This window comes from Pirellulales bacterium (assembly GCA_036499395.1).
Classification (GTDB): Bacteria; Planctomycetota; Planctomycetia; order Pirellulales; family JACPPG01; genus JACPPG01.
On sequence record DASYDW010000010.1, the window covers coordinates 222,979 to 235,255 of the forward strand.

11 protein-coding genes are annotated in these 12,277 nt (G+C 61.1%); 6 read left to right on the plus strand and 5 right to left on the minus strand.

Annotation, left to right across the window (positions count from 1 at the left end; all coding sequences use genetic code 11):
* Positions 1 to 79: 79 nt before the first annotated feature.
* From groL to VGN12_02250, 6 genes are all read left to right on the plus strand, one after another.
* Complete coding sequence (groL, locus tag VGN12_02225; protein ID HEY4308243.1) at positions 80 to 1,696, plus strand: chaperonin GroEL; 1,617 nt, start codon at positions 80 to 82, stop codon at positions 1,694 to 1,696.
* 179 nt (positions 1,697 to 1,875) lie between these two features.
* Positions 1,876 to 3,033: a molecular chaperone DnaJ gene (gene dnaJ / locus VGN12_02230; GenBank protein ID HEY4308244.1), complete on the plus strand. Its 1,158-nt coding sequence runs from the start codon at positions 1,876 to 1,878 to the stop codon at positions 3,031 to 3,033.
* 62 nt (positions 3,034 to 3,095) lie between these two features.
* Positions 3,096 to 3,656, plus strand: a complete 561-nt coding sequence (gene grpE, locus VGN12_02235; GenBank protein HEY4308245.1) for a nucleotide exchange factor GrpE — start codon at positions 3,096 to 3,098, stop codon at positions 3,654 to 3,656.
* Between the two features lie 76 nt (positions 3,657 to 3,732).
* On the plus strand, positions 3,733 to 4,041 hold the full coding sequence (locus tag VGN12_02240; protein HEY4308246.1) for an FmdB family zinc ribbon protein: 309 nt from the start codon (positions 3,733 to 3,735) through the stop codon (positions 4,039 to 4,041).
* A gap of 91 nt (positions 4,042 to 4,132) precedes the next feature.
* Positions 4,133 to 4,315 (plus strand): DNA gyrase inhibitor YacG, encoded by a 183-nt coding sequence (yacG, locus tag VGN12_02245; GenBank protein ID HEY4308247.1) that lies wholly within the window; start codon positions 4,133 to 4,135, stop codon positions 4,313 to 4,315.
* A gap of 207 nt (positions 4,316 to 4,522) precedes the next feature.
* On the plus strand, positions 4,523 to 5,791 hold the full coding sequence (locus VGN12_02250; GenBank protein HEY4308248.1) for a hypothetical protein: 1,269 nt from the start codon (positions 4,523 to 4,525) through the stop codon (positions 5,789 to 5,791).
* Between the two features lie 36 nt (positions 5,792 to 5,827).
* Here the strand turns inward: VGN12_02250 and VGN12_02255 are convergent, their stop codons facing one another.
* From VGN12_02255 to VGN12_02275, 5 genes are all read right to left on the minus strand, one after another.
* On the minus strand, positions 5,828 to 6,208 hold the full coding sequence (locus VGN12_02255; GenBank protein HEY4308249.1) for a hypothetical protein: 381 nt from the start codon (positions 6,206 to 6,208) through the stop codon (positions 5,828 to 5,830).
* Positions 6,209 to 6,260: 52 nt separating this feature from the next.
* A complete protein-coding gene (locus VGN12_02260) occupies positions 6,261 to 6,608 on the minus strand; it encodes a P-II family nitrogen regulator (GenBank protein ID HEY4308250.1) in 348 nt (115 codons plus the stop codon).
* Between the two features lie 190 nt (positions 6,609 to 6,798).
* Entirely contained in the window at positions 6,799 to 9,492 is a 2,694-nt protein-coding gene (locus tag VGN12_02265; GenBank protein HEY4308251.1) for a zinc-dependent metalloprotease, read from the minus strand.
* Positions 9,493 to 9,850: 358 nt separating this feature from the next.
* Positions 9,851 to 10,789, minus strand: a complete 939-nt coding sequence (gene rbsK, locus VGN12_02270) for a ribokinase (GenBank protein HEY4308252.1) — start codon at positions 10,787 to 10,789, stop codon at positions 9,851 to 9,853.
* A 61-nt stretch (positions 10,790 to 10,850) separates the two neighbouring features.
* Positions 10,851 to 12,272 (minus strand): tRNA modification GTPase, encoded by a 1,422-nt coding sequence (locus tag VGN12_02275; GenBank protein ID HEY4308253.1) that lies wholly within the window; start codon positions 12,270 to 12,272, stop codon positions 10,851 to 10,853.
* Positions 12,273 to 12,277 lie beyond the last annotated feature (5 nt).

Below are 12,277 nucleotides of genomic sequence, written 5' to 3' on the forward strand. Positions count from 1 at the left end.
ACGCTCTCAAAAAAATTGCCTTCGGCTTACCAGCCAATACTGCGGTAAGCACATCAAGATATTCAAGGAAACGTCAACCGTGCCCAAGCAATTGCTGTTCGAAGATCAGGCCCGGGCCAAGATGCTCAAAGGGGTCGAGAAACTAGCGAACGCCGTCGCCATTACGATGGGTCCGACCGGCCGGAACGTGATCATCAACAAGTCGTTCGGCGGACCCACCGTCACCAAGGACGGCGTCACGGTCAGCAAAGAGGTCGAGCTGGAAGACCACTTCGAGAACATGGGCGCAAAGCTCGTGAACGAAGTCGCGTCGAAGACCTCGGATATTGCCGGCGACGGCACCACGACGGCCACCGTGCTGGCCCGTGCGATCTTCAAGGAAGGCACCCGCAACATCGCCGCGGGCAGCAACCCGATGGCGGTTCGCCGCGGTATCGAGAAGGCGGTTGAAGCCGCGATCGAGCACCTCAAGTCGCTGGCCAAGCCGGTGTCGAGCAAGGAAGAGATCGCCCAGGTTGGCTCGATCAGCGCCAACAACGATCGCGCGATTGGCGACCTGCTGGCTGACGCGATGGAAAAGGTCGGCAAGGACGGCGTGATCACGGTCGAAGAAGGCAAGGGAACCGAGACCACGCTGGAGTTGGTCGAGGGCATGCAGTTCGACAAGGGCTTTATCTCGCCGTATTTCATCAATCGTCCGGCCGAGATGGAATGCCTGCTCGAAAACGCCTTGATCCTGATTTTCGAAAAGAAGATCGGCAATCTCCGCGAACTGATTCCGCTGTTGGAGAAGAGCAGCCAGTCGGGCAAGCCGCTTTTGATCATTGCCGAGGACGTCGAGGGCGAGGCCCTGGCGACGTTGGTCGTGAACAAACTGCGTGGCGTGCTGAACATCTGTGCCGTGAAGGCGCCGGGCTTCGGCGATCGCCGTAAGGCCATGTTGGGCGATATTGCCGTGCTGACCGGCGGCACGCTGGTCAGCGAGGACCTGGGCCTGAAGCTCGAAAATCTGGGCCTCGAGCATTTGGGTCGTGCCAAGCAGATCAAGGTCAACAAGAACGATACCACGATCGTGCAAGGCGGCGGCAAGCCCGAAGAGATCAAGACTCGCATCCAGCAGATCCGCAATCAGATCGAAGCCACGGAAAGCGAGTACGATCGCGAGAAGTTCCAAGAGCGTCTGGCGAAGCTGACCGGCGGCGTGGCGATCATTTCCGTCGGTGCCAGCAGCGAAGCCGACATGAAGCAGACCAAGGCCCGCGTCGAAGACGCGCTGCATGCCACGCGTGCCGCGGTCGAAGAAGGCATCCTGCCGGGCGGCGGCGTTGCCCTGCTGCGTTGCCGTGACGCGGTCGAAAAGGTGCGCGGTTCGGCTCGCGGCGACGAGAAGATCGGCGTCGACATCGTGCTGCATTCGCTCGAAGCACCGATGCGTCAGATCGTGGACAATTGCGGCATCGACGGCTCGGTCGTGGTTGACGAAGTCGGTCAAAAGCCGGCCAGCGTCGGTTACGATGCGAACAAGGCCGTCTACGTCGATATGTTCAAGGCCGGCGTCATCGACCCGTTGAAGGTCGTACGCAGTGCGCTGCAGAACGCCGCCAGCATCGCGGCGCTGATGTTGACCACCGAAGCGCTCGTTACTAACCTCGACAAGGATGACAAGGGCAAGCGGGTCGAGGGAAGCGTGCGTTAAGAATCGCGACGGTGCGTAGAATGACGTGGGGGCGCGGCAGACCGAAAGGTTCGCTTAACCCGTCACGTGGCGTGTACCGGCAGCGTTCGATGTGAATCAACCATCACGGGCCGCCTCGATTGCCGGGGCGGCCCGTTTTGCGATACGCTTTCCCCATCGGCGAAAGTGCCATGGTAACTATGGCCAAGAAGCGCGATTACTACGAAGTTCTCGGCGTCGAGCGCACTTGCTCGGGCACCGAGATTTCCACGGCTTTCCGCAAGCTCGCGGTCAAGTTTCACCCGGACAAGAATCCGGGGGACGACGGTGCGGCGCAGTACTTTAAGGAAGCGGCCGAAGCGTTCGAGGTCTTGAGCGATACCGACAAGCGCTCGCGCTACGATCGATTTGGCCACGCCGGTATCGACGGTCCCGGTGGCGGCGCGCCCCATTTCAACGACGTTAACGACATCTTCGAGGCCTTCGGCAACATCTTCGGCGAGGGGGCGTTCGGCGACATCTTCGGCGGCGGGCGCGGCCGAGGGGGGCGTCGCTCAACCAAAGGATCCGACGTTCGCTGCGATGTAACGCTCGATCTGCTCGAAGCGGCCCGTGGCGTTACGAAGGTCGTGCATTTCGAGCGGCACGAGGAATGCACCAAATGCCATGGAAGCGGTGCGCGTGCCGGCACCAAGCCGGAGAAGTGCAAGTATTGCGGCGGACGTGGCCAGGTCGTGCAAAGTGCGGGCATCTTCCGCATGCAGACGACATGTCCCTCCTGCCACGGCGCCGGCACGATGATTAACGACCCGTGCGATGGCTGTCGGGGCGAAGGTTACTTACGCAAGCGCGTGAAGCGCGAAGTGAGCATTCCGGCCGGCGTTGACAATGACGTGCGTCTGCGTCTGTCGGGTGAAGGCGATCCGGATCCGCATGGCGGACCGCGGGGCGATTGCTACTGCTTTTTGCACGTCAGCGAGCACTCGCTGTTTCGACGGCAAGGGCGCGATCTGGTGTGTCAGATCCCCATCACGTATACGCAAGCGGCGTTGGGGGCCTCGATCGAGGTGCCGACGATCGAAGGCAAAGAGGATTTAGACGTGCCGGCCGGCACGGCCACGGGCGAGGTATTTCGCCTGCGGGGTCGCGGCATGCCCGACCCGCACGCGCGCGGCAAGGGGGACTTGCTCGTGCAGGTACACGTGGAAGTGCCGAAGACGTTGACGCCGAAGCAAGAAGAATTGCTGCGCGAGCTGGCCGAGGAAGAACGGGCCAACGTGACACCGCATCGCAAGAATTTCTTTGAGAAGTTGCGAGACTATTTCGTACCGGAAGACAGCACCCAGGTGGGCGAATAGATATTCGCCGCGACATGCAGGGCGCGAAAGCGTCGATTCATCCAGCGGCAAAGGTATGACTTATGACAGACCATAATCGTGGCAACGAAAGTGAAGCGTCGCGGTATTCGTCCTCGGCCGGCGCGCAGGACCCCGCTGAAGGAGACGCGCCGATTTCGAACGAAGTCGCCGAACTGCGTACCCAGTTGGACGAGGCCAAGGAACGGGCATTGCGATTGCAGGCCGAGTGGGAGAATTTTCGCAAGCGGGCCCGTCGCGATATCGAGGAAGAGCGCCGCTACGCGGATCTACGGCTGCTCGGCGATTTGCTCCCCGTGCTCGATAATATGCAACGCGCGATCGAGGCCGCCACGAAATCGGCCGACGGCGGCGGACTGCTCGAAGGGTTCAAATTGGTCAAGCAACAGATGGAGAACGTGCTGGCCCAGCATCACTGCCAGCGAATCGAAGCTTTGAACCACCCGTTCGACCCGCACATGCACGAGGCCATAATGCAGCAACCTTCGACCGAGGTGGCGCCAAACACGGTGATGCACGTGGTGCGGGATGGTTTCATGCTGCACGACCGGGTGATTCGTCCGGCGCAGGTGATTGTCGCTTCGGCCCCCGCGCCCAACAATTAAGACGGCGTGCTAAAATACTTGTAGAGTGAGTACTACGTGCGACCACCGCACGAGCGAGTTTGCGAAAGGACGTTACGTGCCCACGTACGATTACGTTTGCGACAACTGCAATCACGCCTTCGAGCTGTTCCAGCCGATAACGGAATCGCCGAAGAAGAAGTGCCCCGAGTGCGGCAAATCGAAGCTGCGCCGACTGTTCGGCACCGGCGCTGCGATCGTCTTTAAGGGGTCGGGTTTCTACCAGACCGATTACCGCAGTGATGCGTATAAAAAGCGGGCCGCGGCCGACAAGCCGAGCAGCGAATCGAAAAGTTCGGACAGCAAAAGCTCGTCCGACTCGAAGGGATCTTCCTCGAAGTCCGACAAGAAGTCGAAGTCCGATTAGCGTGCCGTAATCGATTTGTCGCCGAAGTCGAGCGTCTCTCCTTCGACATTTGAATCCTCGGCCCTTGGCACTTACGCGCAGCGTCCTGTCCATGGCTCTCACCCGCTGTCCTACCTGTCGTCGGCAGTTCGATTCCGAGCAATCGCCGGCCATGCCGTTCTGCAGCGAGCGCTGCCGCCGTGTCGATCTGGGACGCTGGCTGAACGAAGATTACGGACTCCCGTTCGAGCCGTCCGAGAAAGATACGCCGGACGACGACTCGAGCAACGATTGAGCGCTATTAGCTCGTCGTGGTGCCTGCGCCGCTAGACTCGGACAGGCGCGTCCCTCAACCGTGGTGCGAGCGGCCCGGTTCGCTAGGGTTTTCACTTCGCCGGCCGTTCCGGCTGGTCGATTTTCTGGGCTACCGTTACCATAGGAAACCTACACCCCCTAGAAACCCCTTTCGGCAAAGTTTGCCGCTGACCGTGGAGTCGAAAGCATGCCCGATGATCGTGGCACTATCCGCCAGGTAGCCTGGACCGAGCTATTTCCCTGGCTGGAACTACTACGCACGTTTCGCCTGGCGATCCAGGCGCGGCTGCTTTTGTTGGCGGTCGTCGGCGTACTGTTGACGTTCGCCGGCTGGTGGGTGGCGGGCAAGATGTTCGGCGGTGGCGATCCCGATGCGCCGCTGCAGGGGACGATCGCGCAGTACAGTCAGGGCCCGTGGATCGGCGCTGCGGAACCAACGATCGCGGAAATGAAGCGCACACCGCCGGGAGTGCTGGGGCCACGCGAAGTGATTCTGGGTCCCGCGAATTTGGCAGCGGGCGAAAACCCGCTGTTGGCGGCCTGGCTAAATCTGAGTGGTCCATTCCGCCTGCTCTTTGCCCCACAATTAACCGTTGTGGGACTAGCCTTTGCTCTGGTTTGCGCGCTGTGGGTGGACCTGGTGTGGGCCTTTTTCGGCGGCGTGATCACGCGCTTAGTGGCGTTGCAGGTCACGCGCAGCGAACGTGGTAGCTTGCGGGGTGCCGTGCGATACGTGATGGCCCGCTATCTGGCCTATGTCACGGCTCCGTTATTCCCTTTGTTTGGCGTGCTGCTGTTTGTGCTGCCCGTGGCGCTGGTGAGCCTTATCGGGCACGCGGGCAGCCCCGGACTGACGATCGTGACCGCCCTATGGCCGGTGTTCTTGGTAGCGGGATTAGTGATCGTGATTTTCTTGATCGGGCTGCTGTTCGGCTGGCCGCTGATGTGGCCCACCATCAGTTCCGAAGGAACCGACAGCTTCGATGCCCTGTCGCGTTCGTACTCCTATGTCTATCAGCGACCTTTGCACTACCTCTGGTACGCGATCGTGGCAAGCGTGCTGGGCGTCCTCGGTGCGTTGGTCGTGCAATACTTCGCCGCAGCCGTGCTGTATCTCACGGCCTGGGCCGTGAGTTGGGGAGCCGGGAACGCGGTCCTGGAGGACATGACCGAGAACGCGCCGCTGGCGGCAAACATCCTGGCCTTCTGGACGGGCTTGGTGCAGGTCATCACGGTGGGCTTCATCTACACGTTCTTCTTTAGCGCCGCGACAATCGTTTACTTTCTGCTGCGATACGACGTCGATGGCACCGAATCGGACGAAGTCTTCGTCGAAGAGCAATCGGAAAAGTTCGGTCTGCCGCCGGTTACGACCGATGCCGCGGGCGTGGCCACGATCGCTGACGCCGCACCCGAGGACGAAATGGCCGACAATGGGGCAGATGTCGCGCCGTAGCCGGAGTGACGTTCTCTCGACGCGATTCCAGTAGCTCTAGACGCTGCCTCTGGCCGATTCCATGAACTCGTCCACGCGCGCATGAAATTGGCCGCGTGACAGGACCGCATCGCAGCCGGCGTCACGCGCGGCTTGCAATAACCCCTCGTGTACGTGCGGTCCGAAGGCAAGAATCATCCGTGACGCCGTGGCATTCTGCTTCAAGCTTGTGACCAGGGCCACGACATCGAGCCTCGGAACGCTGAGATCGACCATCACAATCGCCGGCCGCCCAGCAGCAGCCTTCTCGGCGAGTGAAGCGACGTCGTACGCCACGTCTAAAATCACGTTCTGCCGCGCCGCGGCTCCCGCGACTTTCGACGACGTCGCCAGGTCGGCCGTAAGGAGTAGTACCAGCGGTGTGGAAGTTTCAGGCATGCGTCGATGGCGGCAGGACGCACGCCCCTATTAGCACGTTACGGTCCGTGATCTAAACCGCCTCGGGCCCTTCGAGCACGTCGCTGATGCGCACAACTTGCTCGGCCGGCAGAACCCAGATTTTACCGTCGCCGATGCTTCCTTCTGGACCGGTCCGGGCGACGCTGGCGATGCAATCGAGCGTCCGCTCGACGAAATCATCGTTCACCAGAATTTCGAGCTCGATCTTGCGCAGCAGGTTCGTTTTGTATTCGTGGCCGCGGTACATGGCGGTCCGGCCTCGCTGCTGGCCGTAGCCCTGTGCATCACACACAGTCATCCGCGTGACGCCGATTTTATTGAGCGCCTCGCGCAGCGGATCGAGCTTCGTCGGCTGGATGATAGCGATGATAAGCTTCACGCGTTCCGTCGAACCTCCGGGCAGCGCAGCGATCGAATGCCCCCAAGACCGCGAAAGGGGCAGGAACCTCTGCTTTCAAAATAACGAGCCTGGGGGCGAAAGAACAGCCCCGCGCAGCATCACACACACCAACCGCAGGCGCGAAGAAGGCAATAATCGTGTGGATTGTAGACGACGCGGCACAAACGTTTTACGGCGTCGACGAAACCAGGCGAGCCTCGAGCACCTTCTGAATGCGTTCACTCGATTCGGTCAGATGGGCGCGGGTGTAGGTATCGAGCTTCGGATTGTTTTCGAGCGCCTTTTTGATCTTGGCGTTCAAGCCCGATAGCTCGGCGTAGGCCACGGTCTGGCAATCCTCAGGCGCGCCGCGCTGACCGAGCGCCATGCTCCCCAACCGCTTCAAGTAGATACGCTGCAAATTGCGGCGCAGGCTGGTGATGGCCGGCTTGCGATTGCTGAAATCCCCCTGCGGCAAGGAATCGACCTCGGAAAAGATCGTCGATGTCAGCCGGGTCAGCAGCTCGGCCGCCGTGAAGGCGTCCTGATCGGCGGGAATCTTAAGTTCGGCATCGTGCAAGCGGTGCAGCGTCAGCGAACCCGTCAATTGCGACAGAACGCGGTCCTGCCACATGCTGATGACTTCGTGTACGGCATAGTCGCTACGCAGCGCGACGTCGCTTCCCCAATGATTCCAATGCGTCGAAGCCAGATGGTTATACAACTCGGGCGGAAAATTGAACGGTTTGTCGCTGAACACCTGCTGTTCTAGCAGGGCCAACGCCTCGCGTTGCTTCGCGACCGGCACGATCACATACGGCGGACGGGAATTGGGGTCCCCCTTGTGATCACGATTCACTCCGACGCCGCCGATATAGCGCGACGCAAAGAACACCGCACGGCCGTAATTGCCCAACAGCACTCCGAACGCCTGGCGAGCGCGTTCGTAGCCATCGCCATTCTCGGTGACGCGATCGACCAGGCCCGGCCACAGATCACCGATCAGCTTCGTGCGATCCTTGGCGTACTCGACCGGATCACTGCCCAGGTCGAAGCGATTGGCCAACGGGTCGGAATCAATGCCGCGCGTGTCCTCGTCGGTGGCGTAGGCCAACAGTGGCTCGGCCGAGCGCGAGGCGATCTTCTTCAACTCGCTGACTTCCCCCTCGGTCCCGCCAGAAAACGGCTTATACGCGTATTCGATCGCCCAGATGTCGTAGGGACCGATCGTCTGCGAATAGTAATTGGATTGTTTAAAGTCCTTGCTGACGATGTTGGCCGGCGAGTAGTCCATCACCGAGGCGGTCAGGCCGATCTCGCGCGCCTTGTCGGGATTGTTTAAATCGGCCAGCGTGACGGCGCTACTGGCCTTAAAGTTGTGACGCAACCCGAGGGTGTGCCCCACTTCGTGCATGGTCACTTCCTTCAGACCTTGCATGACCATCTTGTCCTGCTCCTTGACGGCCTCGGGCCCCAGGCCGCGGGCCAACAGGGCAATGCTGCCCAGCGCGAATTCGTGCGCCATGCCGTGGTTCAACTCGCATTGGCACATGTAGCCGTGGCGCAGATGCTCGGGCACGCGGGCCAGCTTTTCTTCATATTCCTTCAGTTCGAGCGGTCCGCCGGTCAGGGCTTCGATCCGGCCGGTGGTGAAGTTCTCGTAGTCGCGCTTCCAGAACTGGATGAAGTCGGCGTCAAAGATGATGTCCGCGTCCAGGATCTGTCCCGTGGTCGGATTCACACGGCTGGGGCCCATGGCAAAGCCGGCGCCGGCCGTGATCCAGCGAAAGAAGTTGTAGTTGATATTTTCCGGATCGATGTCGTCCTTGTCGAGTTGCTGATGAACCTCGATGGCGTTGACGAAACCGGCTTTCTCGAAGGCCTTGTTCCATTCCAAAATGCCGTCGCTAATCGGCTTGCGAAATTTGTAGGGGACCGTCTTTTCGATGTAAAACACGATCGGCTTCTTTGGCGGCGACAGCTCGGCCGAGGGATCGGCCTTTTGCAAGTCCCAGCGATTCACGTAACGAATGAAACGATCCTCGTCCGACTTCTTCGAGAAGTCCTTGATCGCCGTGATGAAGTGCCCCACTCGATCATCGGCCAGACGCGGTTGATAGCCGGTTTGCGGCAACAAGCTGATCGAGTAGTGAACGTTGATCGTGGCCCCCCGGCTGTCGGGCACGGTGTCGAGCGAGAAGAATCCGCCCGACGCGTAGGTCGCGGCCACTTCCAGCTCGATGTTCTCGGGCAGACCCTTCACCTCGGCCCAGCTCGATTTGTTCGAGGCGAACGAAAAGCCCGGCAGTGCGTGCGAGATTTGCGGCAGGTCGCTCATGAAAACGGGCGACAGGTCGACGACCAATCCCCCTGAAGGGCCGATCGTGGCGATCGGCAAGCTGAACAGAATGCTATCGGTATAAGCAAGTTTGACCGCGCGTTCTTCGGGGCTGCCGCTGGACGCCTTGAACCGTACATTGCGGCGCACGATATGAATGTTGTCGTCGACGCGGCGGAACTGCCACAACCAGTCGTCGCCAAAGCCCCAGCTCATTCCGCCGATCAACGCCCCTTCGCCGATACCGCGAGCGATCGAGATCAGCACGATGAAGTCGCGATCCAACTGGCTGCTGCTCAATTCGGCGTAAACCTTCTCCCCCTTGTGATGCAGCTTGATCAGGCCATCGACCGTTTTGGCGTCCTTCAAGACGTCGGCGAAGGGAGGGAATTTCGGCTTGGGCGCTGATTTCTCGGCGGCAGCCTTGGCCGCTTCGGCCGCCTTCTCCTTTTCCTTGTCTGCCGCTTCGTCCGCCCAGGCCGGGCAAGCGAGCACTAAAGCCACGAGCGGGACAATTACGCCGAGAATGCGACCCTGCCTGGTCATTGATGTGATTCCTTGGTGAGTTACTGAAGGGCAAAACAGGCGAGACGGGCGGCCGCAGTGAGAATCCGGCGGCAGCGCGGGATCACTTTTATCTTAACCACCCCTGAAAATCAGGCAAACTATCTGCGGGGGCTGTAGTAGTGGCAAAAGCCCTGCCGGACGGTCCGTAGGCGACGGTTATGCCGGCCGGGATACACCACACGGGATGGTTGCCACTGCCGGGCCCGATCTTTCACGGGGAATCCAAACGCACCCTATTTCTACGGCCTGTACGGATAAACAAGCCGAAACAAAGTCCCAACGTGCCATGCTTTTTCGCCACAGGCGAAGAAGCATGTCCCCCGCGTCGCCGGCTCTCTCACAGGCCTGCCAGAGAATGCTCGATCTCGTCGCGCGTGGCGAGCGAGGCGATTGCCCCGGGGCGGGTGACCGAGATGGCCGCCGCGGCCGAGGCCCAACGTGCGGCGTCCGCAAGCGAACGTCCCTCGGCCAGGGCCACGGCCAGCGCACCATTGAACGCGTCGCCAGCCGCCGTGGTGTCGACCGCCGAAACCTGCCGAGCCGGGATGTGGATCACTGTCTCACCGACCAGTTGGCATCCGTCGCGACCACAGGTGACGATCACCTGCCCGGCGCCGCGGCGGCGCAGTATTTGCGCCGCGTCAACCACGGAAAGATTCTCGGCAGACGGGCCCGCCAACGTGATAGCTTCCCCTTCGTTCGGCGTCAGCACATCGACCAGCTTTAATAGCTCGCCGCGGCCTGCATCGGCGCAGGCTGGCGCCGGATTGAGGATCGTTAATAGTCCAAATTCCTTGGCGCGCGCGAGGCCACGTTCGACAGCTACGAGTGGTGTTTCCAGGCAGGCGAGAAAAACGCTCGCCGCACGCCATACCGATTCCGGCAGTTGATCGATCATGTCCGGGGCGACGATCGAATTCGCCCCCGATGCGACGCTGATCATGTTTTCGCCCGCGGCATCGACCGTGATCAACGCGACCCCCGTGGCGGCCTGCGGAATCGTGCGTACGTAATCGAGCGCGAGATGCGATTCACGCCCAAGCGTTTCGAGCGCTTCACGACCGTAGGCATCATCCCCCACCGCGGCCATGAACGTCACGGACGCCAACGCGGCACGGGCAGCCGCGACTGCCTGGTTGGCTCCCTTGCCTCCCAGGTTCGTCATGAATGTTCCCCCTAGCGTCGTCTCTCCCGGACGCGGCATGCGCGGCACGCGAACCACGAGGTCCATGTTGATCGAGCCCAGGACGATAACCCCGTTGCGCTTTGCCGTCATGCGGATTTGCTCTCGTATCACGGGCTATGTGTATTTGCCGGCCGATTTGCCGAGTTTCAACTTACTTGCCGATGCAAAAGCGGCTGAAGATTCGATCCAGCAGGTCGTCCGTATAGACCGCGCCGACGACGTGCCCTAGTTCCTCGATCGCGGCGCGGAGTTCGGCCGCAACCAGCTCTTCTCCAATGTGCTGATCGACGAATTCAAGCGCCTGCGAGAGCGCTTCGGCGGCACGTTGCAAACTTTCATGGCAGCGGGCGGCCGTGGCCGCGACGACGTCGGTTGAATCTCCGCCGCAAGCGAGCGCCGCGCCGCGAAGTCGCTCGCAAAGCGCGGCAAGCCCTTGGCCGGTGGTGCCGCTTGTGCCAATCGCATCCTCGATTGGACCGAGCACTCGCTGCTGGTCCACTTTCGTCAGCACAACAACCCGGTGAGCAGGCAGTTCCAACTGCGACCGTTCCCACGCCGTAAGCGAACGCGTGCAGTCGAGGCACAACACTTCGATCGTGGCGTGCCGGCGCTCGCGTACCGTGGCAAGCTGGGCGGCAACGTCGATGTTTTTTCCGTCGGTTTGCGGAGCATTGTTCTCGGCAGAATTTAGCAAGTGCGGCGAATCGGCCATCGAATCCGCGGCCAGGCCGGCCGTATCGACGAGTTCGATCGTTACATCGCCCAGCGACAACTCGCCCACCAGGTAATCGCGCGTGGTGCCTGCTAAGGGCGAGACGAGTGCCGCACTGCGCTTAAGCAGAGCGTTGAACAGACTGCTCTTACCGACGTTGGGCTCGCCCACGAGCACGACGCGTACGGCGTCCCGCAAAACGGCACGCGTGGCCGTACGCTCGGCCAACTCGCGTACCTGCGCGGCGGCCGTCGTGATTTGTTCGCGCAACCGATCACGCGCAATGAATTCGATATCTTCTTCGACGAAGTCGAGTCCCGCCTCGAGATGCGCCAAGACATCGAGCAACTCGTCGCGCAATCGCACGAGCGGCGCGCCCAGTCCGCCGGCAAGTTGACTGACCGCGACGTCCAGCTCGTGCCGGTCGCGCGACTCAATGACGCCTAACACGGCTTCGGCCTGCGTCAGATCGATTCTTCCTGCTAGAAACGCCCGCAGCGTAAACTCCCCAGGCGCCGCCAGGCGAGCGCCATGCCGACAAAGCGTTCGCAAAATGGCCTGCAGGATTGGCGCCACGCCAACGGTGTGAATTTCGACCGACGGTTGCCGTGTGTAACTGCGCGACGTCGGCCAAACCAACAAGGAACAGGGCACGGCCGATGTAAAACCATCGACCGCCAGCGATCCGGTCAATCGCGTCGAGACCTTGATCGCCGAAAGAGGCGGGCCATCACGATCCTCGCCGGTCCAGATCGGCGCCACGCAATCGACCGCATGGGGCCCGCTCATACGAATGACGCCGCGCATCGCTCCTCCCGCGGCGGAGGCAATCGCGGCGATGGTTTCGTGCGGGTCGTGCATGCGCT